Genomic DNA, 20,172 nt, shown 5'->3' with positions numbered 1-20,172 from the left:
TGGATTCTCCTTTTCTCAAATGAAGCATATCACCCATATTTATCGCAGACTCAGACCCGTCGCGGGCTGCACCTGCTGCACTCCAGGCATTCGCCACTGATGGCTGAGAACTTCGTCCTTCGGCCAGTACAAACGCATCAGCAAATTGAAATCATCCCCCGCCGGCGCCGGCAGCCAGTTGGCCACCTTGCTGGCCTCAGGACGTTCGCTTTGGATGTAAATCTCCAGTGACCCGTCCTTGCCGTATTTCAACTTGTCACGATCCCCAAGAGCGTATCGGTTCAGGGGATTTTTCACGAAGTTCTGTTTTGAATTGTACATTGTCAGCGACCAGAACGCCCGGACCGGAGGCAACTGCCCCTTGGCAAAGCGCAGGGTGTATTTGTTATCCCCTTTCAAAGGCATGCCGTTGGCATCCACGGAAGCGCGCGGATAGACCGCATCCTGGGGAAGATTCGCACCTAAAAAATATTTGGCGACATAGGCTCTGTTTTCGTAATCGGCACCATAGGCCCCCATGTGATAGGAATACACCCAGCCCGCACTGACCTCCACGCCCGGAGGCGCCTGATTCAGGGCCACGATTTTTTCCAACGCCATCTTCGCCCCGCGATTGAATGCGACTCTCTGAGCATCGCTTAAGGCCCGGCCATCAAACTGCCCGGTTTCAGAAATCCCCAGTCGTGCCATTTTCTCAACCATGGCAGAATCCTCCGGCTTCGGAGGATTCTGTTTCAGCAGACTTGCGAATTTTTCCATGAACTCAACCCCGTCCATGGCCTCCACCTGGGCCACCGGCGGTGTTTTCATGTCCACCGTGGAGCTGACCTGACGAGTGGGGGTGGCGATGACCTCGTTGTCCGACTGCTGCCACGAACTGAGCGTGGTCAGACGGTATTTTTTCTGAATTTCCCGAACTGCGGCAAAATCTTTCGGCCCGTTGGTTTGGGTGCGCCCGATGATCCATACAGTGTTGGTCGGTGATTTGATCTCAGTAAGACCCGTTGGCAGCTCTCCCCTCCAATCCGGTCCCGTGATGGCGAAGTCCCCTTTGTGAGACCCTGTGGTGCGCGTGCCCGGCGATGCAAACACATCCGTCCAGGCACTCATCAATTGCATCAGATAGTAGCGCTTACCCATTTCCGGCACACTTAAGATGACCGGCTCGCGCGAAAGATCCAGAAATGCAGAGCTGTAAAGTGTGTCGGCGTTGGGACTGACCACTTGGGTGAAGCTCGCATCAGGGAAGCGGTCCTTGTGCAGGAACTGATTCACCGGTGCCGCATCCGCGGTCACACGGGAAACATTGGTCATCACCTCACGACTGGTTTCAACCAAAACCATCGGATAGCCATAGATATAAACCTCTTCCGCCAGCTTCTGGATCTCTGCCGGGCTGGCCGTGGTCTTAACTGATGCGGTTGTTTTTTTCTCGGAAGAACTACAGGATGCCATCAGCATCCCGGCCGTCAGGACAACGGCCAGATTGACGAATTGGATCTTCATGAGAGCCTCCTTGCTCAACAGCCTATGATTGAAGGCGCCCTGAAGATCAGCAATATGTAAGAATGCACCAGCCTCGACCGGCTAAGACTGCCCCTGGGATTTCTTTTCCAGCTCTGCCCAACGGGCATAAGCGGTTTCGATTTTGCTTTGCAAAGCGGAAATCTCGGAGAAAAGCTCCTGAACTTTAGAGGCCTGGCTGACGACCTCGGGCTTCCCCGCCTCGGTCTGCAGATTTGACAATTTTTCTTCCATTTCAAAGATATTGGCTTCCATGTTTTCCAGTTCAAACTTTTCCTTGAACGAGAGCTTCACTGGTTTGGCCGCCACTTTTTCGGCTTTCTTCTCTTTTTTCAGTTCCTGAGCTTGCAGCTCTTTTTGTTCTTCGAACCATTCTTCCCATTGCAGATAACCCGCAAAACGCTCCATGGAAGTGGAGCCATCCAGGTTCTTGTGCAATGCCAGAATGTCAGAAGCCACCTGATCCATGAAGAAACGGTCGTGCGTGACCAAAATCACGGCCCCCGTAAATTCCTTCAGAGATTCTTCAAGCACTGTCAATGTCGCCACATCCAGGTCATTGGTCGGTTCATCGAGAATCAGCACCTGGGCTTCATTCAGCATCAGTTGCGCCAAACGCAAGCGGCTTTGCTCGCCACCTGACAGCTTTTCCACTGGCAGATCCATTTGCTGACGGTTGAACAGGAATCTTTCCAGATAACTGCGCGCAAACACATACTGCCCCTGATAATGGACATAATCGCCATCAGGGCAGATGTTCTTCAAAACGGACTCTTTCGGCTTTAAGGTTTCACGGTTTTGTTCGAAATAGGCAATTTTCAATTTGTCCGCTTGAACCACACGGCCGGAAGTCGGCGCTTCCTGCTGCAGCAGCATGCGAATCAGCGTGGATTTTCCCGAACCGTTATCTCCCAGCAACGCCAGACGTGTTTTAGGAGTCACCAGATAACTGAAGTCACTGAACAGCACACGACCGTCATAAGCCTTTGTAACGTGATCGACTTCGATCAGCTTTTGCGGATTGCGGTCGGTTTCCTTAAATTCAATTTTTACTTTGCGGGCGGCGTTCTTCGCGGAAAGCTCCTCGACATCCTCTTTCAGGGTGCCGGCGCGATCAATACGGGCCTTTTGTTTTGTCAGACGGGCCTTGGCTCCGCGGCGCAGCCACTCGGTTTCACGACGAAGAGTGTTCTTCATCGCCAGCTCCTTCTGCTCCTGTCCGGCCAAAAGAATCGCTTTTTCCTCGAGATATTCGAGATAACCACCGGTGGTGGAAATCAGATAGTTCGGATTCTTCGGATCAAGATCGAAGATCTTGTTGACGGTTCGTTGCAGGAACAAACGGTCGTGCGTGATCGTCAAAGTGGCAAAGGGCGCACGGCTCAGGAAATCCTCCAGCCACATGATACTTGAAACGTCCAGGTGATTCGTCGGTTCATCCAGCAGCAACAGCTCTGGATCGCGCACCAGTTCGCGCGCCAAAGCCACACGCTTTTTCCATCCCCCGGAAAGATCGCTGACCAGGAAGTTTTCTCCGAACTGGGTCAGCTCCAGACGGGCAATCCATTCATAGGCCGATCCAATCGCCTCATGCGGGTCCTGGGCTTTACTCAGGACCGCATCCAGGATGGTTTCATCTTTTTTGAATGTCGGAGTTTGTTCCAGATACCCCAGACGCAAACCCTTTTTCGCGGTCACGTCCCCGGCATCCGGAGTCATGGTGCCGGCCAGAATTTTCAGCAAAGTGGATTTACCGGCACCGTTGGGCCCAACCAGGCCCACACGTTCGCCCTCTTCAATGCCCAAAGAGACGTTTTTAAACAGGGTTTTCCCCGCAAAGGATTTTTCGAGCTTATGTGTATTGATGAGAAGCATGGCCCAACTTACTTCTGTTTCTCGATATCGGCCAGAATTTTCTGAATAGGAATGACGAATTCGCCCTTACAGGCATCCTCTGCGCACTTCATAATCTCAACAGAACCGCCCTCCGCGCTCTGTTCCTGGAAATCATCCTCACCACCGTGCAAAACACCGATCAATTCGTGAGTTTTGCTGTCAAACACCGGCGAACCTGAGTTTCCGACGAAAACATCCAGATTGGTCTCCAAGGATCCCGTTTCATTCACACGGCGCACTTTACCCTGAGCGGTCTTCTTAAGACTGCCCAGCGGATAACCGATGGAATAGACCGAATCCCCGACCACCGCCGGAGTCTCGGATATAACCACGGGCTCGACTTCATCCCGAGGGATGGAAATTTCCACAAGGGCATAGTCCAGCCCGCCCTGGAAATCATTTTTCTGAGCCACGATCAGTTTGCACTGCCAGCCCTTGCGGGTGGTGGCCCCTTCCATCTTTTGCTCGTCATTAAAGACAAACACGGTGTTTTCACAAGTGTGATCTTCGGTGAAACAATGCCCGGCCGTCAGAACCAGCTTCGGCCCAATCAAAGTGCCGGAACAAAAGGCCTTGGACTCCTGGTCACTCCAGGCCAACTGCGGACCGGTCCCGTAGACTTCATCCACGGTCCATACCGCTTCGCCCTTCATGATATCATTCCATTTGTCAGCATGAACCAGAGCAACGTTTGCCCGGGTGTTGCGGGTGTGAGTGGAAACCTCCTGAATGGAGTCCTCGCCATAAATCACACCCTGGGTCAGTGTCCCGTCGGTGTTTACAAATGCCGAAGGTGCAGAGTCTCCTCCGCACCCGACAAGATTCATGATAAGGGTCCCGCTAAGGATGGCCTTCCACAGATTCATTAGTGTCCTTTAGTGAAGTCTACGTCATCGCGGTGAGCTTCAGCCATGTGGCCTTGTTCCCAGCGACCTTCCACGTTTTCAGAGTCTACAACCTCGTTCTGCGTGCCTACCGCCTTCACTGTATAAGTCGCCGTGGCGATTTCTTTGTTCATGCGGTCTTCAACCGAGATACGAACCAAAGCGTCTTTACCCGCCTCGCTCACTTCACGGATGTCTTTCAGGTCGATCGTGCCGTCAATTTCTTTGGTCACATCACCCACAGTCACGAACTTCTTAAGACCCGCCATCTGAGCATCACGACCCGCAAGGGAGATGTTCATGAAGTCACGGTCGGACGTCATGTCGATCTTCAGATCCAGGTGGCGAGCAACGCTTGCCGACTTAGGACGCGGAAGTTTTGCGAAAGTGCCTTTTCTGTAAGCTTCGATTTCAGATGCAGAGGACTTTTCCATGAACGCCTGAAGTTCATTGTAAGTACCGCATTTGACTTCCGGCTTGGAGCACACTTCATTGGCAAACTCAAAGAATGCTTCCATGTAAGCACCGCTCATCCATTTGGAGAAGTGGTGACCGATATGAACCGGAGCACGGTTGCCATAGTAGTTCGTGTTGAAGTAGCTGCGATAGATGGAAAGCATGTTGGCCTTAACCTGTGCTTTTTGCGCAGTGGAAACTTCGTTCAAGCAGTCACGGGCCTTGTTGGCTTTAACGGTGTTGCCGCTTTTGTCACGCTTCATGATCTGCATTGTCTGAGGCTCTTCCTTCAATACACGGGCAGAGTCACGAACGCAGAAGTTGTAATCCATAGAGATCCACTTGCGCGCGCCACCTGGTTCCGGCACTTCCGCCAAAGGGAAGTTCCAGGTGCCGAATTCATTTCTTTGCGGCCAGTAGTTTACGAAATTCAATTTGGAAGTGTCGTACTGAATACCGAACTTCGGCAGATTCGGCCACAGGCCCGGGCTGACACCCAGAACCGGTGCACGGAAGCCCGTGATTTCGTTTCTGAACAACAAACCTTTGGATTCTTTTTTAGAGATGCCATTCAGGTCGAACACGCGATCCAGGATGGCATAGAATTGAGTGAACTCAGATTTCCAGTCCGCCTCGCTCCAGCGCAGGTCCCATTTTTTATTGCGGAAGCCACCATCAAAGTGACCCACGGCGTGGGAACCGATTTCATGGCCTTCACGATAAGCTGCATTCATCTGATCAATACGATCGGAGATATCACGTCTGTCATCGCCCCAACCGATCGCGGAACCACGGTTTTTCGTAGCCACTTCGTTGCCGGCGCCATCCAGAATCAAACGCTGACCCGGTGGCTGATAGAAGGTTTTGTTTTCAGGGCTCAGGAAATAAACCGGATTGATAAAGAATGTGAAACGTGTGTCCACGCCCGCATCTTTTCTAAGTTTGGTGTAATCGCGGGAGTACTGCCATACCTCGTTGTTGTAAGATCCATCAAAGGCAAACATCACAAATTGTGGTGGTCTTTTAACTGTGGTGGTTGTTTGCGCCCATGCAAAATGCTGGGTGAACAAAGACAAAGTCACAAGGCCCTTTGCGATCAGTTTTCTTTTGGACATGGAATCCTCCGTATTGTTTTTATATTCAATAGGGGTGATTGCAACGGCTATGCCCGTGAAATCACGGGGTTTGACCCTAAAAAGGTGTCCAAAGATTGAACGAGGAACAATTAACGGCGTTCAGTGTCTCACTATAAGACACACCCTTTTCAGGACCTTGGACCAAGATTCGGAACACATATTCACTGAAGGTCGAGGGGGAAAATAAAGAATTCTTCAAATTCAAAACTTCCCATATAAAATGAGAATAATGAAAATACAGATCGTTGCCCTTTTCATAATTGCCTGTGTGTCACTTATAAACTCGTCTGCATTTGCGGCGTCCATGACCTGCAACAAAAGACAATCCGCCACCAACTGCATGATTTGCAACTGCTATCATGAAACCCGCGGAGAATCCTTCGAAGGCATGGTGGCCGTGAATAAGGTGGTGTTGTCCCGTTCGGAAGACGATGCCTATCCGAGCTCCATCTGCGGAGTCGTTTATGACGATGCCCAGTTCAGCTGGACTCAGGACAATATCGGCAACAACATCAATGCCACCAAAGATGAAGACAAAGAAGCTTTGGAGATGTGCAAGAAAGCCGTCAACCTTTCTGTCAAAGAAGGTCCCAATGACGTCATCTATTACTACAATCCAAGCATCGCCCGTCCCTACTGGGCCCGCCGCATGACCAACTGTGGAAAGGTCGGCAATCACACCTTCCTGGTTCCGCGCGGTGAATCCTGCCCTCGGAAGCTGGGCGTGATTGGCAAGTATTCCTCTTCCGGCGCAAGCAGCCAAAGCAAGAAAAGCACAGGTGCAAAATGATGAACGCTTTGATCGCAACTCTTCTTTACAGCATTTGCAGCTCGGCTGCTCCGGTGACAACCTCGGCAACCAACGCCGCTGAAATCACGGTGCAGGATGGAAATGTAAAGGTCACCCTGCCTGCCGAGGCAAAAAAAGCCCTGATTGACTGGAATCCGGAGTTTCTGACTTTCGATCTGAAAGATTATCCGGAATCGGTCTTGAGCCTGGTAAAGGAAGTCGAACCCGGTGGTGTTCCCATGGCCTTTATTGCCGACCTTGATAACAACGGCGACAAAGACATCGTGCTGCTGGGAAGTGATTTGCACCGCCAGTACGCGGTGGCCTTGACCAAAAAAGAAGGCACGTGGCAGGCCATTGAAATCCAGTCCTGGAACATTCCGAACATCAAAAAAACAGTTCTGAAAAAAGAGGATAAAACCAAAGAAACCGGCATCCCGCTGTATGTCCTTCCCGCTGAGGAAGAACACGCCAAGAAGCTCGGTAAAAAAGTCGGCATTCAGGTGGAAAGATATCTGGGCCCGGCAACTGTTTACGAAATCAAAGACGGCAAGGCTTCCAAAGTCGTTCTGGAATAAATCAAAAGGTTCTCGTTCTTCGGGAACCTTTTAGGTTGTTTCATATTGAAAATGTCGTTGTTCTAACATTTCCAGATACTGCTCCCGATCAATCAGTTTCCCGCCCATGCTGGCCACCACGGGCGTCACCATTTGCACATCGATCCATTCGTGCCCCTGTTCTGACAAAACTTCCACCAGGCGCCACAGCGCCAGTTTTGAAGCATTGGGCTTTTTATAGAACATGCTTTCACCGCTGAACACCCCTTCAACCAGCACTCCATAAATGCCGCCGATCAGAACATTGTTTTCGCGAACCTCCACCGACATGCAGTAACCGGCTTTGAAAAATTCCATATAGGCGCGTTTCATCTGTCCCGTGATCCAGGTGCCATCCTGACCAGGACGCGGCTGTTTGGAGCATTCCTCCAGCACATGATGAAAATCCTGATTCACTGAAAAATGAATTTCCGGATGACGCTTGCGAAAACGGCGCAGACTTTCCGGAACGTGGAAATCCCGAAACTCCAGAACTCCCCGTTCTTCCGGGGAAAACCACAGCATCGGCAAGCCAGGCTGGGGCCAGGGAAAAATCCCTTTGCTGTAGGCCGTATAAAGTGTGCCGACATCCAAAGATCCCCCAATAGCCAAAATCCCTTCAGCCAGGGTTTCGCGCGGATCTGGAAAGTCGACCGAGGATCGTAATTTTCCCTGCATTACTTCGCCTTATAAGTCAGACGGTAAATGACCCCCGCCTTGTCGTCAGAAATCAGCATCGCCCCATCGGGCAAAACTTCCACATCCACCGGACGCCCCCAGGAGGAGTCCCCCTGCAACCAGCCTTCAATGAAGGACTCTGTCTTTTCAACATTGGAGCCATTCAGCTTCACAAATGTCAGACGATACCCCTGTGGTGTGGATCGGTTCCAGGAACCGTGTTCGGCCAGAATGATGCTGTCTTTGTATTGTGCCGGGAACTGAGTCCCCGTGTAAAAGCGCATACCCAACGGCGCCACGTGGGCGCGAAGCTCCACCACCGGAGCCACATAGTCTGAGCACTTTTTGCCTTTGCCAAAATCCGGATCCAGAGTGTCCTTGCCATGACAGAACGGGAAGCCGAAGTTCTGACCTTCTTTGGTCAGGCGGTTCACTTCACACGGCGGACGATCATCCCCCATCCAGTCGCGACCGTTATCGGTAAACCAAAGTTCTTTCGACTGAGGATGAAAATCAAAGCCCACAGTGTTGCGCACTCCGGAGGCCACTTCCTCTTTGCTGGTGCCGTTCACATCAATGCGATAAATGCGTGCATACTGAGTGCCGGGATCACAAATATTGCAATTAGCCCCCACCGGGACATAGAGCTTTCCATCCGGACCAAAGCGGATGAACTTCCATCCATGGTGAGTGTCTGAAGGAAAGGTTTGAGGCAGCGTGCGCACAGGTTTTGCCGGAAGCTTCACACTGGGGCCGGCATCAAATTCGTGAATGCGCGCAATTTCGGCCACATAAAGTTTTCCGTCTTTATAGGCAACACCGTTGGGCGTGTCCAGGCCCTGAGCAAAGACGCTGGCCTTGCCGTCCTTCACCACATAAACCTTGTCACCGGACCGAGAGCCCACAAAGATCCGGCCATCCGGAGCCTGCGCCAAAGACCGAGCCCCCGGCACCTGCCCCCACACCGAAATCTGAAACCCAGGAGGCATCTTCAATTTTTCCAAAGGAAGCTGCTTCGCCCCCACAGAAAGCGAAACCAAAAGCCCAAAAGAAACAATCCATCCAGCTCTCACAATCCCCTCCTTGGCCCGACCCAATCTCTAATCTCTATTTTCCACGTGCGACACAAACATCGCACTTCCCACAAGGCTCCAGGTGCTCATGCCCAAAGTAAGCATAAATGCGATTCATGCGGCACTCACTGTCCTGATTGGCCCATTGAACCATCTGCAAAAGCTTGGTGTTCTGGGCACGCAAAATAGCCTCCCCATTTTCAGCCAGGAACTGTTCATCCGTCGGCGCATTGACACAGGCATAAGGGAACGGATCGTCGGACTTTTGCAGACAGCCCCAGCGCTCCAAAATACTGACCGCCGCCTCGGACCTGAAGTCCCGGCGATTTCTAAAATTCATTTGTTCACGAAGGAAGTCAAACCCGCCCTGATCCACCTGCATTCTTTTGTCTTCTATCAGTTGATAGATCTTGCGGATGAAATCAGGCTCGGGATGGGACCATTTCAAAAACTCCATTTGAATGCTGACATCGTCCTGATCATACAACAGATGACAAGAAGACTCTGCCCCGTCCCGGCCCGCGCGACCCACTTCCTGAAAATAAGATTCCAGCGCATTGGGGGTTTCGGCGTGAATCAAAAGACGCACATTGCTTTTGTCGATGCCCAGACCGAACGCCGGCGTCGCAATCATCAGCGGAGCCTCTTCATTTTGGAAGGCCTTCTGATTACGCTTGCGATCCTGCGGCGGCAGATCGCCGTGATACACCAGATGCGCCATGCCCAGACGATTCAGGGAAGAAGAGATTTTTTTCAGCGTCTGAATCAAAGAACAATAAATGATCGCGGTGCCCGGTTGCTGGTGACGAAGCCCGACAATGGCGCGGATCTTTTCGTCAATCCCGTAGATGTCGTGAACATTCAAAGCCAGGTTCGGTCGCTCGATCCCGGCCGAGATAATCAGAGCGTCTTCCATGTTCAGTTTTTTCAGGATGTCTTTTTGAACCTCGGGGGTTGCCGTGGCGGTCAAAGCCAGCGTCGGCGGATTCCCCAAAAGGGCACGGAATTCCCCCACCCGCGAATAATCCGGGCGGAAGTCATGCCCCCACTGGGAAATACAGTGCGCCTCATCGACGGCCAAAAGCTGGATCGCGCGTTTTTCAATAGCTTGAAGGAACTCAGGTTTACGGAAACGCTCGGGGGTCACATAAATCAGTTTGAAGTCGCCTTTGGCCAGACGATTCTGGCGGGACTCCCTTTCCTCCCGGCTCAAAGTGGAACTTAAGAACGTGGCGCTGATCCCCAGCTCCTGGGCCTTGAAAACCTGATCCTGCATCAAAGCGATCAGCGGAGAAATAACGACCACCAGGCCGTCGCGGGTCTTTGCCGGAAACTGAAAGCAGAGGCTTTTTCCCATTCCCGTGGGCATTAAAGCCAGCAGGTTCTGGTTTGCCCAAACTTTATGCAGGATTTGCTCCTGCTCGCCCCGGAAGGAAGTAAAAGGAAAGTTCGCTTTTAAAAGCTGAAGAAGATCGCTCATAGTGCCGATCAGTCTACGCTACTGAGAGGGGCCCGACTAGCCAACCGCCTCGAGGATGCGGTGCGTTGGGATTCTGGCCTAGAATCTTTTTTTGCACTTAGTAGTATTTGATGATAATTCGAGTACTTTCATAAAATTTGTTTAATTTTTGCTAATAATAACAGCGATTAAAACCATATAAACGAAGGGTAAAGATATGTCCAAAAAGTGGAATATTGATATGGTCAGAAACATTGGTATCTCGGCGCACATCGACTCCGGGAAAACCACAACTTCTGAGCGTATTCTGTTCTATGGAGGAAGAATCCACGCCATCCACGAAGTACGTGGAAAAGACGGCGTTGGTGCGACAATGGACTCCATGGATCTAGAGAGAGAAAAAGGGATCACCATCCAGTCTGCTGCAACTCAGGTTCAGTGGAAGGATTATACAATCAATTTGATCGATACACCGGGGCACGTGGACTTCACAGTTGAAGTTGAACGTTCTCTTCGCGTTCTAGACGGTGCGATCCTGTTGCTTTGCGGTGTTGCCGGCGTTCAGTCTCAGTCCATCACTGTTGACCGTCAGATGAAACGTTACAACGTTCCTCGTTTGGCCTTCGTGAACAAATTGGACCGTCAAGGTGCCAACCCATACCGTGTTACTGATGCTTTGATCGAAAAATTGCGTTTGAACGCAGTTATGATCCAGATCCCAATCGGTCTGGAAGATCAGCACAGAGGTCACGTTGACCTGACTGACATGAAAGCTTACATCAACCAAGGTGAATCCGGTGAGAACGTTCTTGTAGAAGAAATCCCAGCGGACCTTGTTGAAACTGCAAAAAAATACCGTCAGATCATGATCGGTAAACTGGCTGACGTTGACTCTGCTATCGAAGAGAAATTCTTGATGGAAGAAGAGCCAACAACAGAAGAAATCCGCGCAGCTATCCGTAAAGGCACTATCGCCTTGAAGTTGGTTCCGGTTCTTTGCGGTTCCGCGTTCAAAAATAAAGGTGTTCAGCGTCTTATGGACGCGGTTACTTACTATCTTCCTTCTCCAGCTGAGAAAAAAGAGCAAGCTCTTGATATCACTAAGAACGAAGAGAAGTTCGACCTGTTCCCAGATTCAACAAAACCATTGGTTTCCCTGGCGTTCAAACTTCAGGAAACTCCATTCGGTCAGTTGACTTACATGCGTATCTACCAAGGTAAGATGGGCAAAGGCGACTTCATCATCAACCAAGTGAACAAGAAATCTGTTAAGATTCCTCGTTTGGTTCGTATGCACTCTGACAAGATGGAAGACATCGACACTGCTTACGCTGGTGACATCGTGGCATTGTTCGGTATCGACTGCGCGTCCGGTGATACTTTCTGTGACGACAAAATCCAGGCGTCCATGCAATCCATGCACGTTCCAGATTCTGTTATCAGCTTGGCTGTTGCGCCTAAAGATAAAACTGCGGCGAACAACTTCTCCAAAGCACTTCAAAAATTCCGTAAGGAAGACCCTACATTCCGCGTACACCGTGACGAGGAATCCAACGAGACTATCATCTCCGGTATGGGTGAATTGCACTTGGAAATCTACGTTGAGCGTATGAAACGTGAATTCAACTGTGAAGTTATCGTGGGTCAACCTCAGGTTGCTTACCGTGAGACTATCTCCGTTGAAGCTCCGTACGACTACACTCACAAAAAACAAACTGGTGGTTCCGGTCAGTACGCGAAAATCGTTGGTAAGATCGTTCCATTGCCTCCACAAGAAGACGGCTCTGTATTCAAGTTCGAAAACAAAGTTGTCGGTGGTCGTATCCCTAAAGAATTCATCCCTGCGGTTGAAGAGGGCTTCAAAGAGCAGACTGTTAAAGGTCCTCTGATTGGCTTCCCGATCGTTGGTGTTGAAGTTGTTCTGGAAGACGGCGCGTACCACGATGTCGACTCCTCATACATGGCGTTCAAAATCGCTGGTATGGCGGCTCTTCGTGAAGTGTACTCTGCGGCAAAACCAACTGTTCTTGAGCCGATCATGAAGCTTGAGACGACAGTTCCAGACGAATACCAAGGTTCCGCTGTTGGTCAAATCAACCAACGCCGTGGTTCCATCGTTGCAACTACTGCATTCGAAGGTAACTGCGTGATCGAAGCTGAAGTGCCACTGACAGAAATGTTCGGTTACTCTACAGACCTTCGTTCTGCAACCAAAGGTAAAGGTGAGTTCTCCATGGAATTCGCGAAGTACGCTCCAGTACCTCGTAACATCCAGGAAGAGCTTGCTAAGAAATACCAAGCTAAGCGCGCAGCTGAGCAGAAGTAATTTCGCGCGGATGCGCAGGAGGTGCGAAGCACTGGACTGCGTCCCCGCTAAGTTTGATCTTCAAACTTCAAAGCCCGGTGGAAACACCGGGCTTTTTTTATTTCCCTGCCCCGACTTATATCCAGAAAAACTAAACATCGCCGCCGGTTGTGCCGAAAAGAGATTCGTAAATTCATCTTTCAGCCCCGAGGACGACAGCCATGGATCGCGACCAGCTTATTGCCGAAATCAAAAAGCAGCTTCAGGAAGAACTGAAAAATCAGACGGACGCCATTAAGAACAAAATCCCCGGCGAACAGCGAGAGCAAATCAAAGACATGAAAGACAGCCTGACCCAAACCATGAAGGAAAACCCATGGGCTTCGGTCGGCATTGCCGCCCTGGCGGGCTTTGTGATCGCGCGCATGCTGTACAAAAGAAAGGATGACTAGATGAACTTCCTTCTGCCCATCATTTCATTCTTTATCGGTAACGCGAAAAGCCTGTTCAAAGAACCGGGCATTGCCTTCACCCAACAATTGGTGCTGCATCTGCGCGCGCTGACATTCGTGCTGGTGTCCACCATCGGCTCTCTGGCTTTAAGCTGTGTGGGCGTCTCTCTATTGATCACAAGCCTTGCCGGCCAGCTCGACAAGGGCGAGGAATTCCAGATCACGGGAGGCATGATTGTGTACCTGGTGATGACCGTGATTTCTGTGGGTGTTCTGATCTACAGCCTGAACAAGAAAACATGGTTGAAAGCTTTGGGCTTTGCTGAAAAGCCTGTGGCCGCCAAACAATCCGGAGCCCTGGAAAATGCCGTGGCCTTACTGGTGATGGACTATGTGGAAGAGCGCCAAAGCAAGCGCGCAAAGACATCAGAAGCCAGTTAAACCTGTCCCATGAATCCCCGCCAACACGGGGATTTTTGTCCCATGCGCCCTTCCTGTCCCCTTCAATTCAAATTAAACCCGGCCTCATCGTGGCACTTGGGTTGCTTTTAACAGCAGCAACACTTGATTCACGAAAGGAATCCGAAATGAAACACATTATCGTGGTATTGGCTTTGTTTGGTTTTATGTCTGTATCTCACGCGGAAGAAACTGTTTCTGAGAAAGCGAAATCCACCGCCAATGACGTGAAACGTGGCGCGAAGAAAGCCATGAACCGTGCGGAAGAAGCCGTGTGCATGGAAGGCGATGTAAAGTGCCTTGCAAAAAAAGGCCAGAACCGCGTTGAAGAAGGTGCCGACTATGTGAAAGACAAAGTCGACGAAGCAACCGACAAAAAATAATTCCTGCGAGGAATTTAAGACCAAAAAAAAGAGCTGACTGTCATGGTCAGCTCTTTTGCTTTATATAGAAAGCGGTTTCAGAAATTACATCGGCCAGCGATTGCAATACTCGTTGCTGTCAGAAGAAATCACTTTACCAGTGGATTTAGCCACAACCAGAACAGATACAGTTGTGCAGGTTTCATCATAGCTGATGTCTTCCTGAGTGCGGGTTGTGTAAACCAGAACATCGCCACGGTCTTCAACTGTGGTGTTGGACGTCACAGGATAAGTTTTGCCTTTGCCTGGAACAGAGAAGATTTCACCGATCATGCCGCCACCGTCACCACCGCCATAGCCGCCGCCATCGAATCCACCGTTGCCATAACCGCCACCATCAAAAGCGCCACCGCTGTTGCGGTCGTTGCCTTCATAGGTCTCTTCACGAGGGTCTTTTTCTTCACCACGACCACCGTCGTCTTCCTTCGGAGCCGGCTCGGATTTGCCTTTTCCTTTTTTAGCAGAAACCACGTCCTGGGAATTGTCAGAGATATTGGCAAAGGTTGGCGCCGCGAAAGAAAGAGAAAGCAGGGCCGCCAGCAAGATTGTTTTCATATGAAGACTCCTTTTGTATTCAAAGCGAAGTCTTTAGCACGAAGGGTGGTGAAGGGCCAATCCCCGTCACCACCCTTTCCATATTTTCACGATTGTTCAAACTCTGGACAGCTCAGTTCGCATTATTTTGCAACGGGCGCGACCTCGCTCAAGAAGGCCTCCAAAGCAGACCAGGAGCGCTTCTCAGCCGCCTCATTGTAGGCGTGTCCCTTGGAGGGATCGTTGCCGGCGTCCTTCTGGGTGAAGGCGTGAACTGCTCCAGAATAAGCTACAAACTGATAGTCAACTTTGGCTTCGTTCATCTCTTTCATGAAGCCGTCGACTTCCGCCGGTGGCACGTAAGGGTCGATCGCCCCGTGCAACACCAACACTTTGGTTTTGATATTTTTAACGTCTTTGGGGTTTTTGCTGGCAAGGCCCCCATGAATACTCACGGCACCCGCAACCGGCAAGCCTGCACGAGCGGCCTCAAGGGCTCCGGTCCCGCCAAAACAATACCCCATGATCACGATCTGTTTGGCATCGACGTTCTTATTTTTCTTCAGATAATCAAAGGCCGCTTTTTCACGCGCACGGAAAAGTTTTACGTCCTCTTTGTAAGTGCCGGCAAGTTTTCCCGCCTCGGCCGGGGAACCAGGACGCACCCCTTTGCCATAGATATCGGCCGCAAGAACTACATAACCTTTTTCCGCCAAACGCTGAGCGCTGGCTTTTTCATGATCACCCAGTCCCATCCACTGGTGAACAATGATGATCGCCGGACGAGGGCCTTTGGCCGAATTGTCCTGCGCCAGGAAACCCTCCAAAGTGGTCTTGCCATCCTTGTACTCAACCGTTTCAGTTTTCACTTCAGCATGAGCCTGCATAAAGGCTCCGAACGCCAACACCACTGCCGCCAAACTCTTCATCATCTTAGGTACTCCTTTTAAGCTTTACCAAAGTCTAAGAAGGACCCGGCAAAAGGTCAAAAACCCCTCTTTCAGGCCCTGATGAGTCACAAATTCCTGTTTTATCTCGATTATATCAGGACTTCTTGCAAGTCGCGTTATAGACAGGTCCCTTCCCGGATGTGATACACTCTAGTCTCTATGGAATACCACAGGCCTAGGCCCGTCACATTTAACTTCTCAGATTTAAGCACCACTCTATGACGATCATTATTGTCCTATTCATCAGTACCATCGGTATCTCTTTTTTATGTTCAATGCTGGAAGCTGTTCTTTTGACCTCGACCTCCGCGTACATCGGGGTTCTGGTCAAAGAGAATAAAAGAAGCGGAAAGCTTCTTGAACATCTGAAAGAAAACATCGACCGCCCCATCTCTGCCATCCTGACCCTGAACACCGTTTCCCACACTCTTGGTTCCGCTGCGATCGCCTACCAAATCCAGATTCACTACGGGCAAGAAGCCGTCACTGTTGCCTCTTTTGCCCTGACCTTCCTGATCCTGATTTTGTCTGAGATCATTCCCAAGTCTGTAGGAGCCGCCCACTGGAAAGCTCTGGTTCCCTTTGCCGCCTACACCATCCAGTTCATGATCCTGCTATTGTATCCCTTGGTGATCATGTCCGAGTGGCTGGGCCGTTTCTTTGCAAAGACCTCTGAAGACCCGGAAGTGACCCGCGAAGAGATCCTGATGACTGCCGAAATCGGCGTGGAAGAAGGAACTTTGAAAGGCAAAGAATCCAACATCATCAAAAATCTGCTGATGCTGGACAAAATCTATGTGTCTGACATCATGACCCCGCGATCCGTGTTCTTTGCTTTGGACAAGGACCTGACCGTGGAAGAGGTCTTTAACAAATACCGTCCGCTGCGCTTCTCGCGCATCCCGGTTTACGACGGCAGCCTGGATAACATCATTGGCATGACTTATCGCTACAAGATCCACGAAGCCCTTTCCAACGACCTGCACGACAAGGTGATTGGCGATATCGTGACCCCGATCTCCAGCATCCCGGAACGCATGACCGTGTCCCAGGTTCTGGACTTCTTTATCAAAGAAAAAGAGCACGTGGCTTTGGCTGTTGACGAGTACGGTATCGTGGCTGGTCTGGTCAGTCTGGAAGACGCCGTTGAAACCTTGCTGGGTGTTGAGATCGTCGATGAACTCGACAGCGTCGAAGACATGCGCAAGTTCGCTCTTGAACAGTGGCAGATGCGCAAACAGAAACTGCGCCGGAGCTAGGTTGTGATTTTGTTTTATATCCCCTGTCCTGACAAAAATTCTGCGCAGAGTATCGCAAGAACTCTGCTTGAAGAAAAACTTGTCGGTTGCGCCAACATCATTCCAGGCATGGAATCGATGTACTGGTGGGAGGGAAAATTAGAGACAAGCTCTGAGCATATCCTGATCCTGAAGGCGTTGAACACATCTGACGCGCAGAAAATAATCACAAAAAGAGTCGAAGACCTGCATCCCTATGACGTTCCGTGCGTCATGACTCTCCCCGTCCTGGGAATCAATCCGGCATTCAAGAACTGGCTTGAAGAAAGTCAAAGATAGCCCTAGCTTTGAAAAGCGAAGGAGCTATCGCCATGACCAGACAAGAACTTGCCAAGAATATTTACGACATTGCTCACCTGACGGGTGAATTCAAATTGCGCTCAGGCCAGATCTCGAACGAATACTTCGACAAGTATCGTTTTGAGGCACAACCGACGTTGCTGCGTGAAATCGCCAAACAAATGGTTCCATTAATTCCTGCAGGCACCGAAGTTCTGGCTGGCCTTGAAATGGGCGGCATCCCTATCGCCACGGCCCTGTCCCTGGAAACCGGGATCCCTTGTGTGTTCGTTCGTAAAGAGGCCAAAGAATACGGCACCTGCAAGTTTGCCGAAGGCCTTGAGATCAAAGGCAAGAAGGTCTGTGTGATTGAGGATGTCGTCACCACTGGCGGTCAGGTGGTGCTTTCCACGGCGGATTTACGCTCTATCGGAGCTGAGATTTCCACAGTTCTCTGTGTGATCCACCGCGGGCCCCAGTTCCCCGAACCCAAGCTGACTGAGATCGGCCTGGACCTTCGTCCATTGTTCAAGAAATCCGATTTCTAGCCGATAAAGAGAACTGGTTTATCTTATCGAGAGGAAGACAGGATGAAACAGTTCTCTAAAGCGTTACTGGCTACCGCCATTGCTTTTTCCGCTAGCCCGTCCTTCGCGGGCTACGATGAGTTTGATTGCCGCAGCAGCGGTAACCTGAAGCTTACAGGTCTCGCGTGCGTATCCTGCGGGGCTCAGAAGTATTTCGCTGATAAAGCCGGTGGCCGTGAAGTTGTGCCATCTGAAAAGTGGCTGGCTCTTCTTGGCACAAGTGCCGTTCAAAATTTCCAATTGGACGACAAAAACAGAACCATCGTTCAAAGTGAAGATGCAAAAAAGAACTATCAAAAGATCGTCATCTCAATGATGCGTAACTATGGCTTCTGTCAGAATTACCGCAGCTCCAAGGGCCCAAAAGACCCGCAGAAATCTGACATCGCTTCTGGCGACTGGCAATCAGTTATCTATCCCGCGACCACACGCAGTTCCGGCGTTGATGCCAAATCTACAAATAAACTAGGCAAATACTATGGCTTCGATGACAACGTTATATTCGGCTGGGATGCGGGAAATAAAATGAACTTCCTTATCGCCGGAAGCCCCACACCACATGAGAACTACAGCGATTCAAATTTAAATAAGAAGTATCCACTTTACACAGACCAAGCATCTGGCGAAAGACGCAGTCGCTTTAAGGAGCGCCTGTCCCAAGCATTCCCTAGTGAGTATGATGTCTCTGGAGAGAAAAAACGCGATGTGAAAAAGATGATTGCCTCTAAAGACAAGGCAAATGGTCTGGATACCTGCCTGGAAGAAGTCAACCGCATGCAGAATGGCAGCGGTGATCCTTTGCTGAATTCATTCCTGACCAGCACGTCCGAAAACCAAGCATTCTGTAAATCCATGGCCAATGCTTGTGATATTGAATTGGATTTCTGTACTGGCAGCAAGGGAACAAAGTCCGTGACCCAACCGGAAGTCTTCAGATCCGGTGGCAGACCGCAGCCTCCACCTCCTCCACCACAACCATCCAGATCCGGCAGCGGGAACAAATAAAAAAAGGGGCTTCAAAGCCCCTTTTTCTTTTTTTCTGTTCTATCAAAATTACTGCGCACATCTTTCAGCAATCACAGACTGAATCTTCTGAAGCTTCACAGAAGGATTCTTTACGTCCCACTGCCATTTGAAGTCGCGGCAGTCCTGCCACCATGGGAAGACCATGGGACCGAATTTTTCATCCTTGTCGTCTTTCTTCATCCGCTTGTAAACGATCTGCTCAATCGGGCCATAAGCCTTCTTCATCAAAAGACCTTTTGAAATCAAATCAATCGCCACTTCCACACTGGTGACAAAGCCAATCTGACCTTCCATCGTTGGGAACTTGGAACGATCCAGTCTGGAATAAGCTTCGCGGATATAGCTGACAGCCGGAATGTGCGGGAACTCTTTCACCATCTGGTCGTAAACAACCGCATCGAACTGACCGTTGTCGCCGAAATAGATCACCACTTCCGGGTTGGTTTCAGCAAGCACCTTGCGGATGACTTTTTGCTTCAGCTCAGGATCCTGTTTGATGCCCGAGTTCATGTGCAGCTTCGTGATCGGGAAGCCGTTTTCCTCCAGGAAATCCGTGTGCTGCTCGTTCATCAGAAGCTTTGGCGCCAAAGACACATAATGGAATTCAATGTCTTCATGCTGCAGATTTAACATCTGGAAGATTTCAGACATACCCACGAAACGACTGTCATCATCGGCAAAAGAGGTTGCCGCCCCCTTCTTGGATAGCACGTGGGACACCTTCAACGTGTCATCAATATCAGACACCACAAGCACCTTGGCTTCGGCAAAAGCTGACAACATCAATCCGGCAAGTAAAGCGATGTATTTTCTCATGGACGTCTCCTGTTATTTTTTGGTTCCTAAAAAAATTAATTCGTAAATCTGCTCCCAGTTGGTCGACAGAAGCTTGTCTGCGACCTCGGTACGCTCTTCCATGTCCAATGGCTCATAGCCCCGGTCTTCAACCCAACCATAGCCCCAGCGAAACGGCGTTGGAAGCTTCGCAGAACCACCCACGCGAACACCGCGGAAGTAAGCATCCGCCGTGTATTTGTTCGCTTTGACAGTGATGCATTGTTTTAAATCTTCATCAGCTTTCAGACGGTCTTCACTGGTCCCGCCGGCCCAGTAAGCCACGTCATGCGCCACACAGCAGTCCAAATAGGCATTCACCGACCAGGCAAACCCGTCCGGACTCATGCTGCAGCCATCGCTGGTAAAGTCTTTCAGCGTATTTTTAGCAAACCCCTGCCCGGCCGCCAAAGTGACCAACAAATAGACAGCAAGCGACACCCAGTGTCCCTTGCGAGGCTTGAATAAGGCTAATTTGGATTTGAATATCATCAGCCCCTAAAGGAGCAAGAGGCAGACCAAAGAAAAACAATT

At 50.4% G+C, this 20,172-nt stretch carries 21 protein-coding genes; 10 read left to right on the top strand and 11 right to left on the bottom strand.

Annotated elements, in window-relative coordinates:
• Positions 1 to 39: 39 nt before the first annotated feature.
• The 4 genes from ACZ520_RS04600 to ACZ520_RS04585 form a co-directional block, all read right to left on the bottom strand.
• Complete coding sequence (locus ACZ520_RS04600) at positions 40 to 1,506, bottom strand: DUF1254 domain-containing protein (RefSeq protein ID WP_088565999.1); 1,467 nt, start codon at positions 1,504 to 1,506, stop codon at positions 40 to 42.
• Between the two features lie 81 nt (positions 1,507 to 1,587).
• Positions 1,588 to 3,399: an ABC-F family ATP-binding cassette domain-containing protein gene (locus tag ACZ520_RS04595; RefSeq protein ID WP_416480861.1), complete on the bottom strand. Its 1,812-nt coding sequence runs from the start codon at positions 3,397 to 3,399 to the stop codon at positions 1,588 to 1,590.
• Positions 3,400 to 3,407: 8 nt separating this feature from the next.
• Complete coding sequence (locus ACZ520_RS04590) at positions 3,408 to 4,286, bottom strand: trypsin-like serine peptidase (RefSeq protein ID WP_417869820.1); 879 nt, start codon at positions 4,284 to 4,286, stop codon at positions 3,408 to 3,410.
• Positions 4,286 to 5,875: a polysaccharide deacetylase family protein gene (locus tag ACZ520_RS04585; RefSeq protein ID WP_464127653.1), complete on the bottom strand. Its 1,590-nt coding sequence runs from the start codon at positions 5,873 to 5,875 to the stop codon at positions 4,286 to 4,288. The genes ACZ520_RS04590 and ACZ520_RS04585 overlap by 1 nt, the downstream gene beginning before the upstream one ends.
• A 250-nt stretch (positions 5,876 to 6,125) precedes the next feature.
• Here ACZ520_RS04585 and ACZ520_RS04580 point away from each other — a divergent pair, with 250 nt between their 5' ends.
• Both ACZ520_RS04580 and ACZ520_RS04575 read left to right on the top strand, forming a co-directional pair.
• Positions 6,126 to 6,686: a cell wall hydrolase gene (locus ACZ520_RS04580; RefSeq protein WP_088566003.1), complete on the top strand. Its 561-nt coding sequence runs from the start codon at positions 6,126 to 6,128 to the stop codon at positions 6,684 to 6,686.
• A complete protein-coding gene (locus tag ACZ520_RS04575) occupies positions 6,683 to 7,264 on the top strand; it encodes a hypothetical protein (RefSeq protein ID WP_088566004.1) in 582 nt (193 codons plus the stop codon). Before ACZ520_RS04580 ends, ACZ520_RS04575 begins: the two co-directional genes overlap by 4 nt.
• A 30-nt stretch (positions 7,265 to 7,294) precedes the next feature.
• On the opposite strand, the gene aat is transcribed toward ACZ520_RS04575, so the two are convergent.
• The 3 genes from aat to ACZ520_RS04560 are packed head-to-tail and all read right to left on the bottom strand — an operon-like array spanning position 7,295 to position 10,513.
• The gene (gene aat, locus ACZ520_RS04570) at positions 7,295 to 7,960 is read right to left on the bottom strand and encodes a leucyl/phenylalanyl-tRNA--protein transferase (protein WP_088566005.1); all 666 of its coding nucleotides are present in this window, start codon (positions 7,958 to 7,960) and stop codon (positions 7,295 to 7,297) included.
• Positions 7,960 to 9,033, bottom strand: a complete 1,074-nt coding sequence (locus tag ACZ520_RS04565) for a PQQ-dependent sugar dehydrogenase (RefSeq protein ID WP_464127652.1) — start codon at positions 9,031 to 9,033, stop codon at positions 7,960 to 7,962. The genes aat and ACZ520_RS04565 overlap by 1 nt, the downstream gene beginning before the upstream one ends.
• Positions 9,034 to 9,067: 34 nt before the next feature.
• On the bottom strand, positions 9,068 to 10,513 hold the full coding sequence (locus tag ACZ520_RS04560) for a RecQ family ATP-dependent DNA helicase (RefSeq protein ID WP_464127651.1): 1,446 nt from the start codon (positions 10,511 to 10,513) through the stop codon (positions 9,068 to 9,070).
• Between the two features lie 196 nt (positions 10,514 to 10,709).
• Here ACZ520_RS04560 and fusA point away from each other — a divergent pair, with 196 nt between their 5' ends.
• From fusA to ACZ520_RS04540, 4 genes are all read left to right on the top strand, one after another.
• On the top strand, positions 10,710 to 12,818 hold the full coding sequence (fusA, locus tag ACZ520_RS04555) for an elongation factor G (protein WP_088566008.1): 2,109 nt from the start codon (positions 10,710 to 10,712) through the stop codon (positions 12,816 to 12,818).
• Positions 12,819 to 13,018: 200 nt separating this feature from the next.
• On the top strand, positions 13,019 to 13,249 hold the full coding sequence (locus ACZ520_RS04550) for a hypothetical protein (protein WP_464127650.1): 231 nt from the start codon (positions 13,019 to 13,021) through the stop codon (positions 13,247 to 13,249).
• The gene (locus ACZ520_RS04545; RefSeq protein ID WP_088566010.1) at positions 13,250 to 13,690 is read left to right on the top strand and encodes a hypothetical protein; all 441 of its coding nucleotides are present in this window, start codon (positions 13,250 to 13,252) and stop codon (positions 13,688 to 13,690) included.
• Positions 13,691 to 13,836: 146 nt separating this feature from the next.
• A complete protein-coding gene (locus ACZ520_RS04540; RefSeq protein ID WP_374032241.1) occupies positions 13,837 to 14,091 on the top strand; it encodes a hypothetical protein in 255 nt (84 codons plus the stop codon).
• A gap of 84 nt (positions 14,092 to 14,175) precedes the next feature.
• On the opposite strand, the gene ACZ520_RS04535 is transcribed toward ACZ520_RS04540, so the two are convergent.
• Both ACZ520_RS04535 and ACZ520_RS04530 read right to left on the bottom strand, forming a co-directional pair.
• Positions 14,176 to 14,685, bottom strand: coding sequence for a hypothetical protein (locus ACZ520_RS04535; RefSeq protein ID WP_088566012.1), 510 nt, complete (start codon positions 14,683 to 14,685; stop codon positions 14,176 to 14,178).
• Between the two features lie 122 nt (positions 14,686 to 14,807).
• Positions 14,808 to 15,596 (bottom strand): dienelactone hydrolase family protein, encoded by a 789-nt coding sequence (locus tag ACZ520_RS04530; protein ID WP_464127649.1) that lies wholly within the window; start codon positions 15,594 to 15,596, stop codon positions 14,808 to 14,810.
• Between the two features lie 236 nt (positions 15,597 to 15,832).
• Here ACZ520_RS04530 and ACZ520_RS04525 point away from each other — a divergent pair, with 236 nt between their 5' ends.
• From ACZ520_RS04525 to ACZ520_RS04510, 4 genes are read left to right on the top strand one after another with little or no spacing between them, the layout of a single operon-like run.
• Positions 15,833 to 16,873: a CNNM domain-containing protein gene (locus tag ACZ520_RS04525; protein ID WP_464127648.1), complete on the top strand. Its 1,041-nt coding sequence runs from the start codon at positions 15,833 to 15,835 to the stop codon at positions 16,871 to 16,873.
• Between the two features lie 3 nt (positions 16,874 to 16,876).
• The gene (cutA, locus tag ACZ520_RS04520) at positions 16,877 to 17,191 is read left to right on the top strand and encodes a divalent-cation tolerance protein CutA (protein ID WP_464127647.1); all 315 of its coding nucleotides are present in this window, start codon (positions 16,877 to 16,879) and stop codon (positions 17,189 to 17,191) included.
• A gap of 32 nt (positions 17,192 to 17,223) precedes the next feature.
• Positions 17,224 to 17,739, top strand: coding sequence for an orotate phosphoribosyltransferase (gene pyrE / locus ACZ520_RS04515; protein ID WP_193352326.1), 516 nt, complete (start codon positions 17,224 to 17,226; stop codon positions 17,737 to 17,739).
• A 42-nt stretch (positions 17,740 to 17,781) separates the two neighbouring features.
• Positions 17,782 to 18,783, top strand: coding sequence for a hypothetical protein (locus ACZ520_RS04510; RefSeq protein WP_374032236.1), 1,002 nt, complete (start codon positions 17,782 to 17,784; stop codon positions 18,781 to 18,783).
• A 48-nt stretch (positions 18,784 to 18,831) separates the two neighbouring features.
• Here ACZ520_RS04510 and ACZ520_RS04505 read toward each other — a convergent pair whose 3' ends face one another.
• Together ACZ520_RS04505 and ACZ520_RS04500 are read right to left on the bottom strand one after the other, a co-directional pair.
• Positions 18,832 to 19,620, bottom strand: a complete 789-nt coding sequence (locus ACZ520_RS04505) for a phosphatase domain-containing protein (RefSeq protein WP_416480851.1) — start codon at positions 19,618 to 19,620, stop codon at positions 18,832 to 18,834.
• Between the two features lie 12 nt (positions 19,621 to 19,632).
• On the bottom strand, positions 19,633 to 20,079 hold the full coding sequence (locus ACZ520_RS04500; RefSeq protein WP_464127646.1) for a helicase: 447 nt from the start codon (positions 20,077 to 20,079) through the stop codon (positions 19,633 to 19,635).
• Positions 20,080 to 20,172: the final 93 nt, after the last annotated feature.

The organism is Bdellovibrio sp. BIS2 (assembly GCF_055398295.1).
The sequence above is the reverse complement of the archived record's forward strand: the minus strand, read 5'-3'. Positions and strand labels throughout refer to the sequence as shown.

Bases quoted from the DNA above. Each gene is read 5' to 3' on its own strand.
- ACZ520_RS04590 (WP_417869820.1), bottom strand. From the start codon at position 4,286: ATGAATCTGTGGAAGGCCATCCTTAGCGGGACCCTTATCATGAATCTT.
- pyrE (WP_193352326.1), top strand. From the start codon at position 17,224: ATGACCAGACAAGAACTTGCCAAGAATATTTACGACATTGCTCACCTG.
- ACZ520_RS04505 (WP_416480851.1), bottom strand. From the start codon at position 19,620: ATGAGAAAATACATCGCTTTACTTGCCGGATTGATGTTGTCAGCTTTT.
- ACZ520_RS04560 (WP_464127651.1), bottom strand. From the start codon at position 10,513: ATGAGCGATCTTCTTCAGCTTTTAAAAGCGAACTTTCCTTTTACTTCC.
- ACZ520_RS04540 (WP_374032241.1), top strand. From the start codon at position 13,837: ATGAAACACATTATCGTGGTATTGGCTTTGTTTGGTTTTATGTCTGTA.
- fusA (WP_088566008.1), top strand. From the start codon at position 10,710: ATGTCCAAAAAGTGGAATATTGATATGGTCAGAAACATTGGTATCTCG.
- ACZ520_RS04585 (WP_464127653.1), bottom strand. From the start codon at position 5,875: ATGTCCAAAAGAAAACTGATCGCAAAGGGCCTTGTGACTTTGTCTTTG.
- ACZ520_RS04595 (WP_416480861.1), bottom strand. From the start codon at position 3,399: ATGCTTCTCATCAATACACATAAGCTCGAAAAATCCTTTGCGGGGAAA.
- ACZ520_RS04510 (WP_374032236.1), top strand. From the start codon at position 17,782: ATGAAACAGTTCTCTAAAGCGTTACTGGCTACCGCCATTGCTTTTTCC.
- ACZ520_RS04575 (WP_088566004.1), top strand. From the start codon at position 6,683: ATGATGAACGCTTTGATCGCAACTCTTCTTTACAGCATTTGCAGCTCG.
- ACZ520_RS04550 (WP_464127650.1), top strand. From the start codon at position 13,019: ATGGATCGCGACCAGCTTATTGCCGAAATCAAAAAGCAGCTTCAGGAA.
- aat (WP_088566005.1), bottom strand. From the start codon at position 7,960: ATGCAGGGAAAATTACGATCCTCGGTCGACTTTCCAGATCCGCGCGAA.
- ACZ520_RS04525 (WP_464127648.1), top strand. From the start codon at position 15,833: ATGACGATCATTATTGTCCTATTCATCAGTACCATCGGTATCTCTTTT.
- ACZ520_RS04530 (WP_464127649.1), bottom strand. From the start codon at position 15,596: ATGATGAAGAGTTTGGCGGCAGTGGTGTTGGCGTTCGGAGCCTTTATG.
- ACZ520_RS04580 (WP_088566003.1), top strand. From the start codon at position 6,126: ATGAAAATACAGATCGTTGCCCTTTTCATAATTGCCTGTGTGTCACTT.
- ACZ520_RS04600 (WP_088565999.1), bottom strand. From the start codon at position 1,506: ATGAAGATCCAATTCGTCAATCTGGCCGTTGTCCTGACGGCCGGGATG.
- ACZ520_RS04535 (WP_088566012.1), bottom strand. From the start codon at position 14,685: ATGAAAACAATCTTGCTGGCGGCCCTGCTTTCTCTTTCTTTCGCGGCG.
- ACZ520_RS04545 (WP_088566010.1), top strand. From the start codon at position 13,250: ATGAACTTCCTTCTGCCCATCATTTCATTCTTTATCGGTAACGCGAAA.